At 73.1% G+C, this 17,873-nt stretch carries 15 protein-coding genes; all 15 read right to left on the bottom strand.

The annotated features are described in order from the left end of the window. Positions 1 to 50: 50 nt before the first annotated feature. A complete protein-coding gene (gene miaA / locus E7Z53_RS15715) occupies positions 51 to 971 on the bottom strand; it encodes a tRNA (adenosine(37)-N6)-dimethylallyltransferase MiaA (RefSeq protein WP_017832907.1) in 921 nt (306 codons plus the stop codon). Then, positions 968 to 2,497, bottom strand: a complete 1,530-nt coding sequence (gene miaB, locus E7Z53_RS15710) for a tRNA (N6-isopentenyl adenosine(37)-C2)-methylthiotransferase MiaB (RefSeq protein ID WP_115162546.1) — start codon at positions 2,495 to 2,497, stop codon at positions 968 to 970. The genes miaA and miaB overlap by 4 nt, the downstream gene beginning before the upstream one ends. A gap of 29 nt (positions 2,498 to 2,526) precedes the next feature. Continuing rightward, positions 2,527 to 3,159, bottom strand: coding sequence for a regulatory protein RecX (locus E7Z53_RS15705; RefSeq protein ID WP_176338165.1), 633 nt, complete (start codon positions 3,157 to 3,159; stop codon positions 2,527 to 2,529). 8 nt (positions 3,160 to 3,167) lie between these two features. Then, entirely contained in the window at positions 3,168 to 4,280 is a 1,113-nt protein-coding gene (recA, locus tag E7Z53_RS15700) for a recombinase RecA (RefSeq protein WP_017832910.1), read from the bottom strand. A 234-nt stretch (positions 4,281 to 4,514) separates the two neighbouring features. After that, the gene (locus E7Z53_RS15695) at positions 4,515 to 4,736 is read right to left on the bottom strand and encodes a DUF3046 domain-containing protein (protein ID WP_017832911.1); all 222 of its coding nucleotides are present in this window, start codon (positions 4,734 to 4,736) and stop codon (positions 4,515 to 4,517) included. Between the two features lie 154 nt (positions 4,737 to 4,890). Further along, positions 4,891 to 5,322 carry a helix-turn-helix domain-containing protein gene (locus tag E7Z53_RS15690; RefSeq protein ID WP_017832912.1) on the bottom strand — a complete coding sequence of 144 codons (432 nt, stop codon included), beginning with the start codon at positions 5,320 to 5,322 and terminating at the stop codon, positions 4,891 to 4,893. Between the two features lie 163 nt (positions 5,323 to 5,485). Continuing rightward, entirely contained in the window at positions 5,486 to 5,980 is a 495-nt protein-coding gene (locus E7Z53_RS15685; RefSeq protein WP_115162545.1) for a CinA family protein, read from the bottom strand. Further along, entirely contained in the window at positions 5,977 to 6,582 is a 606-nt protein-coding gene (gene pgsA, locus E7Z53_RS15680) for a CDP-diacylglycerol--glycerol-3-phosphate 3-phosphatidyltransferase (protein ID WP_017832914.1), read from the bottom strand. The genes E7Z53_RS15685 and pgsA overlap by 4 nt, the downstream gene beginning before the upstream one ends. 37 nt (positions 6,583 to 6,619) lie before the next feature. Then, a complete protein-coding gene (locus E7Z53_RS15675) occupies positions 6,620 to 9,610 on the bottom strand; it encodes an FtsK/SpoIIIE family DNA translocase (protein ID WP_176338164.1) in 2,991 nt (996 codons plus the stop codon). Between the two features lie 64 nt (positions 9,611 to 9,674). Then, positions 9,675 to 11,366, bottom strand: a complete 1,692-nt coding sequence (locus tag E7Z53_RS15670) for a ribonuclease J (RefSeq protein WP_176338163.1) — start codon at positions 11,364 to 11,366, stop codon at positions 9,675 to 9,677. Between the two features lie 13 nt (positions 11,367 to 11,379). Next, complete coding sequence (dapA, locus tag E7Z53_RS15665) at positions 11,380 to 12,336, bottom strand: 4-hydroxy-tetrahydrodipicolinate synthase (RefSeq protein ID WP_109222394.1); 957 nt, start codon at positions 12,334 to 12,336, stop codon at positions 11,380 to 11,382. 67 nt (positions 12,337 to 12,403) lie between these two features. Next, a complete protein-coding gene (locus E7Z53_RS15660) occupies positions 12,404 to 13,033 on the bottom strand; it encodes a hypothetical protein (RefSeq protein ID WP_176338162.1) in 630 nt (209 codons plus the stop codon). Positions 13,034 to 13,038: 5 nt separating this feature from the next. Next, complete coding sequence (gene dapB, locus E7Z53_RS15655) at positions 13,039 to 13,842, bottom strand: 4-hydroxy-tetrahydrodipicolinate reductase (RefSeq protein ID WP_176338161.1); 804 nt, start codon at positions 13,840 to 13,842, stop codon at positions 13,039 to 13,041. A 62-nt stretch (positions 13,843 to 13,904) separates the two neighbouring features. Then, positions 13,905 to 15,329, bottom strand: a complete 1,425-nt coding sequence (locus E7Z53_RS15650; protein WP_017832921.1) for a M16 family metallopeptidase — start codon at positions 15,327 to 15,329, stop codon at positions 13,905 to 13,907. Positions 15,330 to 15,383: 54 nt separating this feature from the next. Next, complete coding sequence (locus tag E7Z53_RS15645; protein WP_115162541.1) at positions 15,384 to 17,648, bottom strand: polyribonucleotide nucleotidyltransferase; 2,265 nt, start codon at positions 17,646 to 17,648, stop codon at positions 15,384 to 15,386. Positions 17,649 to 17,873 lie beyond the last annotated feature (225 nt).

Raw genomic sequence — 17,873 nt, 5'->3', positions numbered from 1 at the left:
CCGGCCATGATACGCGGACCCGGCCGCCGGTCCGCGGCCGGGTCCGCGGTTCAGCCCCCGGCCGCGACCCGTTCGACGACGTCCGCGGCGCGCTCCGCGAGGCCGGGCGCGGACGGGTCCAGCCAGTGCACCCGGGGGTCCGCACGGAACCAGGTCCGCTGGCGGCGGGCGAAGCGGCGGGTGGCCACCACGGTGGCCTCGACCGCCTCCGCCACGGTGGCGCGGCCGTCCACCACGTCCAGGAACTGGCCGTAGCCCAGGGCACGGGAGGCCGTGCGCCCCTCGCGCAGCCCGCGGGCCGCCAGGGCGCGCACCTCGGTCTCCAGGCCGGCCTCGACCATGGCCCCGACCCGGCGGGCGAGCCGGTCGTGCAGCGCGGCACGCTCGAGGTCCAGGCCGATCTGCACCGTGGGCTCCACGTGCTCGCGGCGGGGCATGAAGGACGTGAACGGGCGGCCGGTGAGCTCCCACACCTCCAGGGCGCGCACCAGCCGCCGCTCGTCCTGCAGCCGGGCGGCGGACGCCGGATCCACCTGGCGCAGCCGCTCCCGCAGGGCGCCGGGGCCCCGCGCCGCGAGCTCGTCCTCGATCCGGGCCCGCACCGCGGGGTCGGTGCCGGGCAGCTCGAGCACGTCCAGGGCCGCGCGCACGTAGAGTCCCGAGCCGCCCACCAGGACGGGGACCCGGCCGCGGACGCGGATTTCTGCGAATCGGGTCCGGGCGGCGCGCTGGAAGTCCGCGACCGAGGCCTCCTCGGTGACGTCGAGGACGTCGAGGAGGTGGTGGGGCACACCGCGCCGCTCCTCCGCGGTCGCCTTGGCGGTGCCGATGTCCATCCCGCGGTAGAACTGCATGGAGTCGGCGTTGACGACCTCCCCGCCCAGCCGCAGGGCGAGCTCGACGCCCAGGGCGGTCTTGCCGGTGCCCGTGGGCCCGACGACGGCGACGACCGGCAGCTCCGAGCGGGTCACCGGACGGGGAGGCCCGGCATGCCCAGGCTCACGGGCCCGGGGCCGGCGGCGCCCGGGGCGGCGGGGACCCCGCAGGACTCGGCCTGGCGGCGGTCCCAGGCGTCCCCGGCCCGCGAGCGCCGCAGCGCGTAGTCCTGCGGGGACCGGGGGTCGGCGACGAGGTGGTAGGCGGCGGCGCCGGTGACGACGACCGTCACGAAGTCGCCGGGCCGCGGGACCTCGGCGCCCTCCGGGACGGAGAAGTGGACGAGCCGCTGGTCCCGCGCGCGGCCCGAGAGCCGGTGGGTCTGCTCGGACTTCTTGCCGGCCTCCGCGGTGACGAGCAGCTCGACCTGCCGGCCGACCACCGCCCGGTTCTCCTCCGCGGCGATCCGGTCCTGCAGCGCCACGAGCCGCTCGAAGCGCTCCTGCACCACGGCCTTCGGCACCTGGTCCGCCATCTCCCCCGCGGGGGTGCCGGGCCGGACGGAGTACTGGAACGTGTACGCCGAGGAGAAGCGGGAGGCCGCCACGACGTCGAGGGTGGCCTGGAAGTCCTCCTCGGTCTCCCCCGGGAAGCCCACGATGATGTCCGTGGTGATCGCGGCCTCGGGGATGCGCTCGCGGACCGTGTCCAGGATCCCGAGGAACCGCTTCGAGCGGTAGGAGCGGCGCATCTCCTTGAGGATCCGGTCGGAGCCGGACTGCAGGGGCATGTGCAGCTGCGGCATGACGTTGGGGGTCTCCGCCATGGCGTCGATGACGTCGTCGGTGAAGGCGGCCGGGTGCGGGCTGGTGAAGCGCACGCGCTCCAGGCCCTCGATCTGCCCGCACGCCCGCAGCAGCTTGGCGAACGCCCCGCGGTCCCCGAACTCCACGCCGTAGGAGTTCACGTTCTGCCCCAGGAGCGTGACTTCGACCGCCCCGTCGTCCACGAGGGCCTGCACCTCGGCGAGGACCTCCCCGGGCCGCCGGTCCTTCTCCTTGCCGCGCAGGGACGGGACGATGCAGAACGTGCAGGTGTTGTTGCAGCCCACGGAGATCGAGACCCACCCCGAGTAGGCGCTGTCCCGCTTGGTGGGCAGCGTCGAGGGGAACACCTCGAGGGCGTCGAGGATCTCCAGCTGCGCCTCGGCGTTGTGCCGCGAGCGCTCCAGCAGGGCGGGCAGCGAGCCGATGTTGTGGGTGCCGAAGACGACGTCCACCCACGGCGCCCGCTCGAGGATGGTGTCCTGGTCCTTCTGCGCGAGGCAGCCGCCGACGGCGATCTGCAGGTCCTTGTTGCGCTTCTTGGCGGGCACGAGCTGGCCGAGGTTGCCGTAGAGCTTGTTGTCGGCGTTCTCGCGCACGGCGCACGTGTTGAACACCACGAGGTCCGGCTCGCCGCCGGCGGCGGGGACGTAGCCGGCGGCCTCGAGCAGACCCGTGATCCGCTCGGAGTCGTGGACGTTCATCTGGCACCCGAACGTGCGCACCTCGTAGGAGCGCGGGGCGGGCGCGCCGGAGGACGCGGTCGGGTCCGGGGAAAGGGCTGCGGGGGTCGACATCACCGGACAATTGTACGGGGCGGTCCCGGTCACGGGGTCTCCGGGTGTTCCTCACCCATCTCGTCGTCCTGGACCGCGGCACCGGAGCGCGCCTCGAGCTCCTCCTTCACCACGGCGAAGGCCAGCCCGGGCGGGTAGCCCTTGCGCCCGAGCATCCCGACCAGCCGCCGCACGGCCCTGTCCCGCTCGGCGCGGTCGGTGAGCTCGGCCCCGGCGGGGAGCTTGCGGCGCACCAGCTCGGCGGCGTCCGCCCGCTCGTCCTCGTCGGTGCGCTGCTCGAGCGCCGACTCGGCGATCTCCCCCGTGACGCCGCGGGTGGCCAGCTCCCGCCGGATCGCGGACCGGGAGAGCTTGCGGGAGCCGGCCCGGGAGCGGACGTAGAGCTCCGCGAACTGGGCGTCGTCGACGAGGTCGACCTCCTCGAACCGGTCCAGCACCTCCCGGGCAACGTCCTCGGGGACGTTGCGGTCGGCGAGCTTGTCCTCGAGCTGCTTGCGGCTCTTCGCCGAGGCGGTGAGCTGGCGCAGGACGATCGCCCGGGCCACCTCCCGGGCGTCCGGCTCGGGGTCCTGGGCCGGGGACGACGACGCCGCCGGGCCCTCCGGCCCGCGGTGGCGGGCGGAGGACCGGCGGCGCCGGCGGTCGTACGGGCTCTCGGTCACGGACCCGCTCAGAAGGCCGGGCCGGCGACCTCGGTGGGCAGCCCGGTCACGGGCTGCTCCTCCGCGGTCTCCTCGGCGGTCTCCGGCTCCTCGACGACCCCGAGCTTCACCAGGATCCGGCGCTCGATCTCCTCGGCCAGCTCCGGGTTGTCCTTGAGGAACCGGCGCGAGTTCTCCTTGCCCTGCCCCAGCTGGTCGCCCTCGTAGGTGAACCACGCCCCGGACTTCTTGACGATGCCGTGCTCCACGCCCATGTCGATGAGCCCGCCCTCGGTGGAGATGCCCTCCCCGTAGAGGATGTCGAACTCGGCCTGCTTGAAGGGCGGCGCCATCTTGTTCTTGACAATCTTGGCGCGGGTCCGGTTGCCCACCGGGTTGGCCCCGTCCTTGAGGGTCTCGATGCGGCGCACGTCCACGCGGACCGAGGCGTAGAACTTCAGCGCCTTGCCACCGGTGGTGGTCTCGGGGCTGCCGAAGAACACCCCGATCTTCTCGCGCAGCTGGTTGATGAAGATCGCGGTGGTGTTCGAGTGGGAGAGCCGGCCGGTGATCTTGCGCAGCGCCTGGCTCATCAGGCGGGCCTGCAGACCCACGTGGCTGTCGCCCATCTCGCCCTCGATCTCGGCCTTGGGCACCAGGGCCGCCACCGAGTCGATGACGATGATGTCGATGGATCCGGAGCCGACGAGCATGTCCATGATCTCCAGGGCCTGCTCACCGGTGTCCGGCTGCGAGACCAGCAGGCTGTCGGTGTCCACGCCGAGCTTCTCGGCGTAGGAGGGGTCGAGGGCGTGCTCCGCGTCGATGAAGGCGGCGATCCCGCCGGCCTTCTGGACGTTGGCGACCGCGTGCAGGGCCACGGTCGTCTTGCCGGAGGACTCCGGGCCGTAGATCTCCACGACGCGCCCGCGCGGGAACCCGCCGATGCCCAGCGCGACGTCCATCGCGATGGACCCGGTGGGGATGGTCTCGATCTTGGTCGCCGGACGGTCGCCCAGGCGCATGACCGAGCCCTTGCCGTAGTTCTTGTCGATCTGCGCGAGAACGGTCTCGAGAGCCTTCTCGCGGTCGCTGCCGAACTGCTGGTCGGCGCTCTGCTTGTTGCTGCCCTTGGCTGCCATGGTCCACCTCGTGTTCGGGGGGTTCCGCCGGTGCGGCCGGAACCGTTGCTGCTGGTCTTTTCGTGTTCCACGGTATCGCCGTGGTCGGACACCGTAAGGCTTCGCGCGGGGCCTGGGGAGGAGCGGGAACCACTGTCCCGGGACGGACCGGGCTGTGCAGTCCGCGACCCGCTGCTTCGAATATACCTTCGAAGCAGTCGCGGGTCCACGGGCGCGCCGGGAGCCCGGCGGGTGTCAGTCCCGGGGCGGGCGGTCCACGCCCCACCAGCGGGACTCGGGGACGTCCTGGGCCCGGCAGAGGGCGAACCACACGGTCCGCGGGTCGACGCCGGCCTCGATGGCCTCGGCGGCCGTGCGGTGCTCGAGCTCCCCGAGCACCAGGTCCCGGGCCAGGACCCTGCTGTAGCCCGCGCCGAACTCGTCGGCCATGAGCTGCCAGAAGCTGCTCAGCCTCATCCGCGTCCTCCTTCGTCGTGCTGCCGGCCGGGGGTCGTGCCCGTCCATCCTGCCATCCGGGCGGCGGGGCCGGCACAGGCCGGAGGGCCCGGCGGTCCTGGGACCGACGAGCCCTCCGGGACGTCGTGGGCGGGCGGCGGGCCGCCCGGGCGGATCAGCGGGCGCCGGCCGCGGCGGCCTCGCCGCCGTTGACCCGGCCGAACTCCCGCGAGTACTGCTCGGTGAGGTCGCTGGGCACGGTGTCCGGGACCAGGAGGCCCTCGGCGTAGGCCAGCCGGTCCGCGACCTCGCGCAGCATCTGGGACATCGGGATGTCGAGCGCGGCGCAGATCGACGCGAGCAGCTCGGAGGAGGCCTCCTTCTGTCCGCGCTCCACCTCGCTGAGGTAGCCGAGGGAGACGCGGGCGCTGTGCGAGACCTCTCGGAGGGTGCGTCCCTGGCGCTGGCGGACGCTGCGCAGGACCTCACCGATCTCCTGGCGGAGTACACCCATCTTCATGTCCTTCGTCTCGGTGCTGTCGTCCTCGTCGAGGCCCACGTCCTTCCAACGGACGACGCCATTGACGGACACGGGTTGCTTGGTCATGTGAATCGCTCGTCTCCTCGTGTGTGCGGCAGCTTCACCGCCTGCTGCGGGCGGTGCCTCGGCGCCGGCCGGTCGACATCTTGACTTCGATCGGCTCAACTCGAGCCTGCGATCATTGCTAACCCCGCTGACGGTTCCATTCTTCCCCGCAGGAGGCGGTTTTTCACTGTGAGTTGGCTGGGAGCACCAGGGCCGCCGTGAGCCGCTCGAGGGCGGCGCGCACGGCGGCCGCCCGGATCTCCGCCCGGCCCCCCGCCGCGGCCAGCTCGTGGACGGTGGACCCGCCCGGTCCCGCGACGCCCAGGTAGACCGTGCCCACCGGCTTGCCGTCGTGCGGCTCGGGGCCGGCGGCGCCCGTGGTGGAGACGGCCCAGTCCGTGCCGAGGCGGCGGCGGGCGCCCTCCGCCATGGCGACCGCGACCTCGGGGTCGACGGAGCCCCGCTCGGCGAGCAGCCGGGCCGGCACGCCGAGGACCTCGGTCTTGACCCGGTTGGAGTAGGAGACGACCGCGCCCTCGAAGCAGGCCGAGGCCCCGGGGACGTCGACGACGGCGGCGGCCAGCGCTCCCCCGGTGAGGGACTCCGCGGTCGCGACCGTCAGCGCCCGGCGGACGGCCTCCTCGACGAGCGCCCGGGCGGCCGGCTGCGGCTCCGTCACGCCGCGTTCCGCCCGGCCAGCGCCCGGCGGCGCAGCTGGACCGCCTTGACCACGTAGTCCACGCCGGTCACGACCGTGACCACGAGGGCCGCCCCCATCGCGATCCAGCCCAGCCACGGCCACCACGCGCCCACCAGGGGCACCAGCGGGAGCAGCAGGAGCAGGAGCGCCACGGTCTGCAGGACGGTCTTGAGCTTGCCGCCCTTCGAGGCGGCCATGACGCCGTAGCGGATGACGACGAAGCGCAGGAGCGTGATCCCCCACTCGCGGACGAGGATCACCACGGTCACCCACCACCACAGCTCGCCGAGCATCGAGAGCACCACGAACGCGGCGCCGGTCAGCAGCTTGTCGGCGATGGGGTCGGCGATCTTGCCGAAGCTGGTGATCAGCCCGCGGGCCCGGGCGATGTCGCCGTCGAGCTTGTCCGTGTACATGGCGACCGCGAAGACCGCCAGGGCGGCCCACCGCATGCCCAGGGAGTCCTCCCCCTGGGTGCCTCCCACCCACAGGAACCACACGAAGAAGGGCACCAGCACGATGCGCAGGGCGGTCAGCGCGTTCGGCAGGTTGAGGTTGGACGCCGGGTCCGCGGGGCTCATCTGGTGCTCGCTTCCTGGTGGGTGGGACGGGGTCGGCTCAGCGGCCGGTCAGCTGCCAGGCGTCCTCGGACTCCTCGGGGTCCTCGGCGCCGTCGCCGTGGTCGGTCGCGGTCCGGGCCAGCGAGGCCTCGACCGGGTCCTCGCCGTAGTCGACCGACCCGCCGGCGCCGGCCTGCGGCGCGGGCGGCTCCTCGCCCCGGAGCACGGCGAGGGTCGCGGCGAGGTCGTCGGGCTTGACGAGCACGTCCCGCGCCTTGGACCCCTCGGAGGGCCCGACGACGCCGCGGGACTCCAGCAGGTCCATGAGCCGGCCGGCCTTGGCGAAGCCGACGCGCAGCTTGCGCTGGAGCATGGAGGTGGACCCGAACTGCGTGGTCACCACGAGCTCGGTGGCCTGCAGGAGGACGTCGAGGTCGTCCCCGATGTCCTCGTCGATGGTCTTCTTGGGGGCCTCCTGCACCACGTCCTGGCGGTAGTGCGCCTTCATCTGGCCCTTGACGTGGTCGACGACCTCGTGGATCTCCGACTCGGTGACCCACGCGCCCTGCACGCGCATCGGCTTGGAGGCGCCCATGGGCAGGAACAGGGCGTCGCCCTGGCCGATGAGCTTCTCGGCGCCCGGCTGGTCCAGGACCACGCGGGAGTCGGTGACCGAGGACGTCGCGAACGCCATCCGGGAGGGCACGTTGGCCTTGATCAGACCGGTGACCACGTCCACGGAGGGCCGCTGGGTGGCGAGCACCAGGTGGATGCCGGCGGCACGGGCGAGCTGGGTGATCCGCACGATCGCGTCCTCGACGTCGCGCGGGGCGACCATCATCAGGTCCGCGAGCTCGTCGACGATCACGAGGAGGTACGGGTACGGCCGGATCACGCGCTTCGAGCCGGGCTCGGGCTGGACCTTGCCGTTGCGCACGGCCTTGTTGAAGTCGTCGACGTGCTTGTACCCGTAGTGCGAGAGGTCGTCGTAGCGGGCGTCCATCTCCCGCACGACCCACTGCAGCGCCTCGGCGGCCTTCTTGGGGTTCGTGATGATGGGGGTGATCAGGTGGGGCACGCCCTCGTAGGCGGTCAGCTCGACCCGCTTCGGGTCGACCATGACCATCCGCACCTCGTCCGGGGTGGCGCGCATCAGGAGCGAGACGATCATCGAGTTCACGAAGCTCGACTTGCCCGCGCCGGTGGCGCCGGCGACGAGCAGGTGCGGCATCTTCGCGAGGTTGGCCACCACGTAGCCGCCCTCGACGTCCTTGCCCACGCCCATGACCATGGGGTGCTCCGTCTTGCGGGCGTTGTGCGAGCGCAGGACGTCGCCCAGGGACACGGTCTCGCGGTCGGTGTTCGGGATCTCGATGCCGATCGCGGACCGGCCGGGGATCGGCGAGAGGATGCGCACGTCCGCGGAGGCCACGGCGTAGGCGATGTTCTTGGACAGCGCCGTGACGCGCTCGACCTTGGTGCCGGAGCCCAGCTCGATCTCGTACCGGGTGACGGTGGGCCCGCGGGAGAAGCCGGTGACCACGGCGTCCACGCTGAACTGCTCCAGCACGCTCGTCAGGGAGGCGACCACGGCGTCGTTGGCCTCGGAGCGCTCCTTGGGCGGCGGTCCCTGCACGAGCGCGCCGGCCGCGGGCAGGGAGTAGGCGATGTCGCCCTCGAGCTTGAGCTGCTCCGCGCGGGCGGGGATGGGCGACTCGGGGGTGTGGGTGCGGGCGGTGACGGACGTGGAGCCGGTGGGCTCGGCGGCCACGTCCTCCAGCGCCGGGGAGCCGGAGCCCGCGGCGGTGTCCGCGGCCGGCTCGAGGCCCTGCTCCCGGCGCAGCCGGCGGGCGGCGAGCTGCTCCTGGGTGGGCCGCTTCTGCCCCGGCCGGGGGACGTCGCCCCCCTGCTCCGCGGCGGCGGCCGGCTCGGCGGATCCCGCCGCCCCCGCCGTTCCTGCCGTTCCCGCCGCGGCGGCCCGCTGCCGGGCGGCGCGCGCGGAGTCGACGTCGAAGACGCGGGTGGGCGCCTGGCCGTCGGCGGCCTCCTCGGCGACGACGGCGCGCTCGAAGGCCTCGTCCCCGCGGTAGCCGTCGAGGGCGCGGCGCTCGGCCTCGGCCGCCTTGCGCTCGCGGCGCTTCTCGCGGCGGGTCTTGGCCGCCTCGGCGCGCGCGGCGTGCTCGTCCAGGTAGGAGCGGTCGTGCCGGGCGGCGGACACGTCGGTCGCGGAGACGGGCCCGTCCTGGCCCATGAGCCGCCAGTAGCCCTGCCGCAGTCGCGGCAGGATGAGGTTGACGGGCGTCGCGGTGACCACGAGCACGGACAGGAACAGGGCCGCGACGAAGATCGCGCCGGCGCCGACCGGGGTGATGAGGGCGCTCAGCGGGTCGGCGGCGAGGAATCCCACGTAGCCGCCGGCGCTCCGGAGCGCCTCCTGGCCCTGGCTCGGGGACGGCTGCCCCAGGAGCACGTGCGCGAGGCCGGAGCCGGCGACGACGGCGGCGCCCAGCCCGATCGCGATGCGGTTGTTGGCCGAGGTGTCCTCGGGGTGGCGGAAGCGGCGCAGGGCGAAGCCCACGAGGGGCAGCGGCAGCACCAGGGCCGTCCAGCCGAAGGTCCCCGCGAGGACCTCGTGCACCGCCACGGCGGGGACCGCCAGCCACGGCGCGGACGCGCCGGGCAGGTTCCACCACTCGACGGCCGCGGCGAGCAGGCCCAGCAGCAGCAGGAAGAGGGCGCCGCCGTCGCGCAGCGACTCCGCGGGCACGTCCGTGCGCAGGGTGCCCATGCGGCGCACGGCGCCGCCGACCACGTGGGCGAGGGCCGTCCAGACGCCTCCGACGGCGCGGGCGCACCAGGCCAGGGCGGCGCCCGTGCCGTGCAGCACCCGCGGGGAGCTCGCGGCGGGCGCCGCGGAGCCCCGTCCGGCGGTCGACGGACGGCGGGTGGAGGTGGACCGGCTGGATCCCGACGACCGCGCAGAAGACGTGCTGTTCTTGCCACGCGACGTCGAGGCGCCCTTGCGGGCGGGGGAAGTACGAGTCGCCATGCTCCCAGGGTAGACCACGGCCTCCCCCCGTCAGCGGTGCCGCACGGGGGGAGGGACCGGGGGCTCAGGCCTCGATGACGACCGGGACGATCATGGGCTTGCGGCGCAGCCGGCGGCTGACCCAGGAGCCGATGGTGCGGCGCACCACCTGCTGGAGCTGCTGGGTGGTGTGGTTCTTGCCCGAGTGGTTGATGGCGTCCTCGAGCGCGGCGGTGATCCTCGGCTTGATCTCGTCGAACACCCTGTCGTCCTCGGCCACGCCGCGGGCGTGCACGTCCGGGCCGGTGACGACCTTGCCGGTGTCCCGGTTGACCACGGTGATGACGGAGATGAAGCCCTCCTCGGCCAGCACGAGCCGGTCCTTGAGGTCGGCGTCGGTGATCGTGCCCACGGAGGAGCCGTCCACGTAGACGTAGCCGCACTCGACCTGGCCGGTGATCCGCGCCTCGCCGTCGGCCATGTCCACCACGGTGCCGCCCTCGGCCAGGAGCACGTGGTCGGTGGGCACGCCGGTCTCCTCGGCGAGCTTGCCGTTGGCGATGAGGTGGCGGACCTCGCCGTGCACCGGCATGACGTAGCCGGGCTCCACGATGTTGTAGCAGTACAGCAGCTCGCCCGCGGCGGCGTGCCCGGAGACGTGCACCCTGGCGGTGCCCTTGTGGACCACGGTGGCGCCCAGCCGCATGAGCCCGTTGATGATCCGGAAGACCGAGTTCTCGTTGCCGGGGATGAGGGAGGACGCGAGGATCACGGTGTCGCCCTCGGTGAGCTGGACCTTGTGGTCGCCGTTGGCCATCCGGGACAGCGCGGCCATCGGCTCCCCCTGCGACCCGGTGCACATGATGACCAGCTCCGAGTCCGCGTGCTCGTCGATCCGCTTCTGGTCGATCAGGGTGTTCGGCGGGACCTCCAGGTAGCCCAGCTTCTCGGCGATGGTCATGTTGCGCACCATGGACCGGCCCATGAACGCGACCTTGCGCCCGTGCTCGGCGGCGGCGTCCAGCACCTGCTGCACGCGGTGGACGTGCGACGAGAAGGACGCCACGACCACGCGCTTCGGGGCGCGCCCGATCACGTCCGCGAGGACGGGGCCGATGTGCTTCTCCGTGGGGGTGAACCCGGGGACCTCGGCGTTGGTGGAGTCGGTGAGGAACAGGTCCACGCCCTCCTCCCCCAGCCGGGCGAAGTGGCGCAGGTCGGTGATCCGGCCGTCGAGCGGCAGCTGGTCCATCTTGAAGTCGCCCGTGTGCAGGACGGTGCCGGCCTTCGTGCGCAGGAACACCGCGAGGGCGTCCGGGATCGAGTGGTTGACGGCCACGAACTCGCACTCGAACTCGCCGAGCCGCTCGACCTGCCCCTCCCGCACCGCCATGGTGTAGGGCTTGATCCGGTGCTCCTGGAGCTTCGCCTCGATGAGCGCGAGCGTCAGCCGGGAGCCGATCACGGGGATGTCGGGGCGGCGCTTCAGCAGGTACGGGACGGCGCCGATGTGGTCCTCGTGGCCGTGGGTCAGCACCACGGCCACGACGTCGTCGAGCCGGTCGACGATGTGGTTGAGGTCCGGGAGGATGAGGTCCACGCCCGGCTGGGTCTCCTCAGGGAAGAGCACGCCGCAGTCGACCACGAGCAGCTGCCCGTTGATCTCGAACACCGTCATGTTCCGTCCGACCTCGCCCAGCCCGCCCAGCGGGACGACGCGCAGGACGTCCTTGCCGAGGGCGGGGGGAGCCGCCAGGTCGGTGTGCCACTGGGTCATGGGACCCCTTTCGTCAGTCGATGGTCTCGAGGAGGGTGTCGGCGACGACCGAGCCCCGCAGGTCCGCGCGGATCAGGGCGGCCTCGGCCTCCGTGGGCGGGACGTGCGGGAGCCGCACGGTGTTGTGCGGCAGCCGGCCCTGCCACATGAGGATCGTCTTCGCCGCGACGGCGCCGGGGGCGCGGGTCATCGTGGCGCGGACGACGGGCTCGAGCTCGGCGTTGATCCGCCGGGCCGTGGCGAGGTCCTGGGCACGGACCGCGTCGACGAGCTCGCGGTACCGGGCGGTGGCCACGTGGGTGGTGACGCCGATGAGCCCGGCGGCGCCGATGGCCATCCAGGGCAGGGTCAGGCCGTCGTCGCCCGAGTAGTAGAGCAGGTCGGTCTCGGCCAGCACCCGGGTCGCGGCGACCAGGTCCGCCTTGGCGTCCTTGACGGCCACGATGTTGGGGTGCCCGGCCAGGGAGATGAGGGTCTCGGTCGCGATCGGGATGCCGGCGCGGCCGGGGATGTCGTAGAGCATGATCGGCAGGTCCACGGAGTCCGCGAGGCTGCGGAAGTGGGCCTCGACACCGGCCTGGGAGGGCTTGTTGTAGTAGGGGGTGACGATGAGCAGCCCGTCCATGCCGAGCTTCTCGGCCGCGCGGGAGAGGTAGCGGGAGTGCTCGGTGTCGTTGGAGCCGGTGCCCGCGAGCAGCGGCACGCGGGAGCCGACGGCCTCCTTGACCGCGCGGAACACGGAGAGGTTCTCCTCGTCGGTCATGGTGGAGTACTCCCCCGTGGTGCCGCACACCACGAGGCCGTCGCAGCCGTCGTCGACGAGCTGGACGGCCATGGCCGCGGTGGCGTCCAGGTCCACGGACCCGTCCGCGGCGAAGACGGTGATCATCGCGGTGAGCAGCGTCCCGAACAGGGGCTCGGACCGGGTCGCGGGGAGGTCGGCGGAGGAGGGCGAGGCGTTGGCAGTCATGGGTGCCAGGTTACCGCCTCCGCGGCGGGGGCACCGGCGGGCGGGCGGCGGGGGCTCGCCACCACGGTCAGGCCCGGCCCTCGCCCGGGGGGTCGGGCTCCATGTTGCGGGGGGTGCGCCCGCGGGAGAGGGCCACGGCGTCGCGCATCGCGGAGCGGGCGCGGGTCCGGTCCCCGGCGGCCGCGTAGGCCAGGGAGAGCCGGTACCAGTTGCGCCAGTCGCCCGGGTCCGCCTCGGTCTGCGCCCGGACGGCCCCGAAGCGCTCGTCGGCGGCCTCGCGCACGATGCGCCCGCCGGGGGTGCGCGGGAGGTCGTCGGGCGACAGCCCGCCCTCCTCGTGCAGCGTCCGGCCGAGCTGCTCGGTCCGGACCCCGAACAGGATCTCGCGCACGAGCGCCCACACGCCCACGGCCGGGAGCACCAGCATGGCGACGCCGAAGGCCTTGGCGATCCAGCCGTCCGTGCCCAGCAGCAGCACCGCGCGGTGCAGGCTCAGGCCCAGGTAGACGACGAGCAGCGTCACCATGGCCGCGGCGAGCAGCTTCGCCTTGCTCGTGGACTCCAGGAGCGTGAAGACGCCCGCGAAGACGAGCACGGCGAGGATCCACAGCTTCGAGCCGCCGGGGACGGGCAGCAGCCACAGGGTCAGCAGGGCCGCCGCGAGCAGGCCCCAGATCCAGGCCCGGATGGAGTCCATCGGCGCTACAGCCCCAGGTCGAGGTAGCCCTCGAGCCCGTGCGTGAGCCCGCGGTGGGAGCTCACCTCCCGGACGCCGAGCACCACGCCGGTCATGAAGGAGATTCGGTCGAAGGAGTCGTGCCGGATGGTGAGCTGCTCGCCGACGCCGCCCAGCAGCGTCTCCTGGTGGGCGACGAGCCCGCGCAGGCGCACGGAGTGCACCCGGACGTCCTCCACGAGCGCGCCGCGGGCCCCGCCCGGGTCCTGCTCCGTGGCGTCCGGCGACGGCGCGACCCCCGCGGCCCGCCGTGCCTGCCCGACGAGGGCGGCGGTGCGGGCTGCGGTGCCCGAGGGGGCGTCCACCTTGTCCGGGTGGTGCAGCTCGACGATCTCGACGGACTCGAAGAACCGGGCGGCCTGCGAGGAGAAGCGCATGGCCAGCACCGCGCCGACCGAGAAGTTGGGGGCGACGAGCACGCCCACCCCGGGGTGCTCGGCCAGCAGCGCCTCGAGCCGGTCCAGCCGCTCGGCGTCCCAGCCGGTGGTGCCCACGACGCAGTGCATGCCGTGCTGCACGGCGAAGCGGACGTTGGCCTCCGTGGCGGAGGGGACCGTGAGGTCGACCACGACCTCCGCGCCGGCGGCGACCAGGGCCTGGAGGGAGTCCTCCCGGCCGAGCTCGGCGACGAGCTGGAGGCCCTCGGTGCGGCGCACCGCCTGCACGGCCTCGCTGCCCATCCGCCCGCGCGCGCCGAGCACGGCGACGCGCAGCTCGGCGGGGGCGGACGGCGGGGCGTCGGTGGTCACGGGGGCGGTGCGCTCGGTCATGGCTCCAACTCTAGGTCACGGGACGGGTGGCGCCGCCGCCGGCTCCCGGCGGCGGCGTGCGGTCAGCGGCGGGTGGGCGCCACGATGGTGGTCACGACCGGGCCCTCGGCGAGCCATCCCGCGAGCTCCCGGACCTGCTCCGGGGTCACGGAGCGGACCCGGTCCAGGGACTCGTCGATGTCGAGGAACTCCCCGGACTTCAGCTCCGCGGAGCCCAGCCGGGACATCCGGGACCCGGTGTCCTCGAGGGCGAGCACGGTGCCCCCGCCCAGCTGGCCCACGACCTTGCGCAGCTCGTCCGCCCCGATGCCGTCCCGGGCGAGCGTCTCCAGCTCGCCGGCCATGAGCGCCAGGACCTCGTCGGTGCGCGCGGGCAGGCACCCGGCGTACATCCCGAAGTAGCCGGCGTCCGAGTAGGCGCCCGAGAAGGAGAACGTGCTGTAGGCCAGGCCGCGCTTCTCGCGGATCTCCTGGAACAGGCGGGAGGACATCCCGCCGCCCAGGGCCGCGTTGAGCACGGTCATCGCGAAGCGGCGGTCGTCCCCGGCCACGAGCCCGGGCCGGCCGACGACCACGTTGGTCTGCTCCACGGGCCGCTCCAGGAAGTGCTCGCCCCAGTCCGGCTCCAGGGGCGCGGGGGTGCGCTCGCGCCGCGGGAGGGGGGCCGCCGGGGCGGCCGGGTCCCAGCCCGCGCGCTCGAGGGCCTCGGCGACGAGGGCGACGACGACGTCGTGCTCGAGGCCGCCGGCGGCCGTGACCACGAGGCCCTCGGGCCGGTAGTGGCGGCGGTAGTGCTCGACCACCGCGTCGCGGGGCACCGCGAGGATCTCCTCGGGGGTCCCGCCGATGGGCCGGCCGAGGGGGTGGGCCCCCAGCACCCGCTGGGTGAACTCCTCGAAGGCGACGTCCTCGGGGTCGTCCTTGTCCATCGCGAGCTCCTCGAGGATGACCCCCCGCTCCCGCTCGAGCTCGTCCGGGTCCAGGGCGGCCGACGTCACCATGTCGGTGATGACGTCGATCGACATCGGCAGGTCCTCGGCCAGGACCCGCGCGTAGTAGCACGTGTGCTCCTTGGCCGTGGCGGCGTTGGACTCCCCGCCCACCTCGTCGAACGCCTCCGCGATCTGCAGCGCCGAGCGCCGCTCGGTGCCCTTGAACAGCAGGTGCTCGAGGAAGTGCGTGGAGCCCAGGCGGCCGGGCTGCTCGTCACGGGAGCCCACGCCGACCCAGAAGCCGACCGTCACGGCCCGCTGGGCGGGCATCCGCTCGGTGACCACCCGGGTGCCGCACGGCAGGACCGTGCGACGGACCACGTTGCCGCCGGCGCCCTCGTGGAGGGTGTGGCTGAACCCCGCGGCGGCCGTGGTCAGGGCCGCGGCCGCGGCGGAGGGGGAACTGCGGGGAACCGCCGAGAGGCGGGCGTCCGGGCCGGGGGTGCTCCCCGGGCCGCGGTCGCCCGCCTCCAGCGGCAGATCGACTGCCGTCATCCAGCTGTGCTGCTTTCTGTGCTCGTGCGGTGCTGTGCGCGGGACGGGCCCGGCTCAGGCCTCGGTGGCGTCGTCGTCCTCGGTGGGTACGTTGGGCTCCTCGGCGACCACGGGGGCCAGGGACAGCTTGCCGCGGTCGTCGACCTTCGTGATCTCCACCTGGACCTTCTGGCCCACGCCGAGGACGTCCTCGACGTCGGTGACGCGCTTGCCCTCGTTGAGCTTGCGCAGCTCCGAGATGTGCAGCAGGCCGTCCTTGCCCGGGGTGAGGGAGACGAAGGCGCCGAAGGTCGTGGTCTTGACCACGGTGCCCAGGTAGCGCTCGCCGACCTCCGGGACCTGCGGGTTGGCGATCGCGTTGATCGCCGCGCGGGCCGCCTCGGCCGAGGGGCCGTCGGTGGCGCCGATGTAGACGGTGCCGTCGTCCTCGATCGAGATGTCGGTGCCGGTGTCCTCCTGGATCTGGTTGATCATCTTGCCCTTGGGGCCGATGACCTCGCCGATCTTGGAGACGGGGACGGTCACGGAGATCACGCGCGGGGCGAACTCGCTCATCTCGTCCGGCTGGTCGATGGCCGCGTTCAGCACGCCGAGGATGTGCAGCCGGGCCTCGCGGGCCTGGGTCAGCGCGGCGTCCAGCACCGAGGAGGGGATCCCGTCGAGCTTGGTGTCGAGCTGGATCGCGGTCACGAACTCGGAGGTGCCCGCCACCTTGAAGTCCATGTCGCCCAGCGCGTCCTCGGCGCCCAGGATGTCGGTCAGCGCGGCGTAGCGGGTCTCCCCGTCCACCTCGTCCGAGACCAGGCCCATGGCGATGCCGGCCACCGGCGCGCGCAGGGGCACGCCGGCGTTGAGCAGCGACAGGGTGGAGGCGCAGACGGAGCCCATCGACGTGGAGCCGTTGGAGCCCAGCGCCTCGGAGACCTGCCGGATCGCGTAGGGGAACTCCTCGCGGGAGGGCAGCACCGGGGTGATGGCCCGCTCGGCCAGTGCCCCGTGGCCGATCTCGCGGCGCTTCGGGGAGCCCACGCGGCCGGTCTCGCCGGTGGAGTACGGCGGGAAGTTGTAGTGGTGCACGTAGCGCTTGTGCTTGACGGGGGACAGCGAGTCGATCTGCTGCTCCATCTTGAGCATGTTCAGCGTGGTCACGCCCATGATCTGGGTCTCGCCGCGCTCGAAGATCGCGGAGCCGTGCACGCGGGGCAGGACCTCGACCTCGGCGGTGAGCTGGCGGATGTCCGTCAGGCCGCGGCCGTCGATGCGGACCTGCTCGGTGAGGATGCGCTGGCGCACGGTCTGCTTGGTCAGCGCCTGGTAGGCGCCGTTGACCTCGTCCGTGCGGTCGGCGAAGGGCCCGTCCTCGCCGGCGAGCTCGGCCAGGGTCGCCTGGTGCAGCGCGTCGGTCGCGGTCTCGCGCTCCTGCTTGTCGGCGATCGAGTACACCTCGGCGAGCCGGGTGCCGACGGAGGCCGCGACGGCCTCCTTGACGTCGTCGCCGAAGCCGCCGAAGCGGGGCAGGTCCATGTCGGGCTTGCCGGCGCGGGCCTTGAGGTCGGCCTGGGCGTCGCACAGGGCCTTGATGGCGGGCTTGGCGGCCTCGAGGCCCTGGGCCACGAGCTCCTCGGTGGGGGCCACGGCGCCGTTGTTCTTGATCAGGTTCCAGGAGTTGTCGGTGGCCTCGGCCTCGACCATCATGATCGCGACGTCCTCGGAGCCGTCCTTGCCGGTCACGACGCGGCCGGCCACGGCCATGTCGAACACGGCGTTCTCGAGCTGCGAGTGCTTCGGGAAGGCCACCCACTGGTGCTGGCCGTTCTCGCCGGCCATGAGCGCCACGCGCACGCCGCCCACGGGACCCTGGAAGGGCATCCCGGACAGGGTCGTGGCCATGGACGCGGCGTTGATCGCGACGGTGTTGTAGATCTCGTCCGGGTTCATGGACAGGATCGTGACGACGACCTGCACCTCGTTGCGGATGCCCTTGCCGAAGGCGGGGCGCAGCGGGCGGTCGATGAGCCGGCAGGTGAGGATCGCGTCCGTGGAGGGGCGGCCCTCGCGGCGGAAGAACGAGCCCGGGATGCGCCCGGCCGCGTACATCCGCTCCTCGACGTCGACCGTCAGGGGGAAGAAGTCGAAGCCCTGGCGGGGGGACTTGCCCACCGTGGTGGCGGCGAGCATGGTGGTGTCCTCGTCGATGGAGACGAGGGTGGAGCCGGCGGCCTGCTTGGCGAGGCGGCCGGTCTCGAAGCGCACGACGCGCTTTCCGTAGGAGCCGTTGTCGATGACGGCTTCGGCGTACTGGATCTCGGGACCCTCCAAGGGTCACCTCCGTTTCGTGTCGGCGGGACCGTCCGCGCGTCACCCGGTCTTCGATCGAGATCCACGGAAGGTCCGGGGCCGCGGGGGCCGTCCGGTGTCCGGAGATCACTACCGAGGACCGCGAATGATCGGCGCGGTGGCCCCGTCTGGTGTTCGATGGTGCTGTCTCTGGTGGTGCGGGGTCCGCCCGGCTGCTGTGCCGTGCGGACCCGGTGCTCGGCGGCG

Origin of the sequence: Kocuria salina (genome assembly GCF_013368965.1) — a bacterium.
GTDB lineage: Bacteria > Actinomycetota > Actinomycetes > Actinomycetales > Micrococcaceae > Kocuria > Kocuria rosea.
The sequence above is the reverse complement of the archived record's forward strand: the minus strand, read 5'-3'. Positions and strand labels throughout refer to the sequence as shown.

What these genes read in the sequence shown, in the direction of transcription:
- miaB (WP_115162546.1), bottom strand. Translation starts at nt 2,497, where the DNA reads ATGTCGACCCCCGCAGCCCTTTCCCCGGACCCGACCGCGTCCTCCGGC.
- recA (WP_017832910.1), bottom strand. Translation starts at nt 4,280, where the DNA reads ATGGCAGCCAAGGGCAGCAACAAGCAGAGCGCCGACCAGCAGTTCGGC.
- E7Z53_RS15695 (WP_017832911.1), bottom strand. Translation starts at nt 4,736, where the DNA reads ATGAGGCTGAGCAGCTTCTGGCAGCTCATGGCCGACGAGTTCGGCGCG.
- E7Z53_RS15690 (WP_017832912.1), bottom strand. Translation starts at nt 5,322, where the DNA reads ATGACCAAGCAACCCGTGTCCGTCAATGGCGTCGTCCGTTGGAAGGAC.
- pgsA (WP_017832914.1), bottom strand. Translation starts at nt 6,582, where the DNA reads ATGAGCCCCGCGGACCCGGCGTCCAACCTCAACCTGCCGAACGCGCTG.
- E7Z53_RS15675 (WP_176338164.1), bottom strand. Translation starts at nt 9,610, where the DNA reads ATGGCGACTCGTACTTCCCCCGCCCGCAAGGGCGCCTCGACGTCGCGT.
- E7Z53_RS15670 (WP_176338163.1), bottom strand. Translation starts at nt 11,366, where the DNA reads ATGACCCAGTGGCACACCGACCTGGCGGCTCCCCCCGCCCTCGGCAAG.
- dapA (WP_109222394.1), bottom strand. Translation starts at nt 12,336, where the DNA reads ATGACTGCCAACGCCTCGCCCTCCTCCGCCGACCTCCCCGCGACCCGG.
- E7Z53_RS15660 (WP_176338162.1), bottom strand. Translation starts at nt 13,033, where the DNA reads ATGGACTCCATCCGGGCCTGGATCTGGGGCCTGCTCGCGGCGGCCCTG.
- dapB (WP_176338161.1), bottom strand. Translation starts at nt 13,842, where the DNA reads ATGACCGAGCGCACCGCCCCCGTGACCACCGACGCCCCGCCGTCCGCC.
- E7Z53_RS15650 (WP_017832921.1), bottom strand. Translation starts at nt 15,329, where the DNA reads ATGACGGCAGTCGATCTGCCGCTGGAGGCGGGCGACCGCGGCCCGGGG.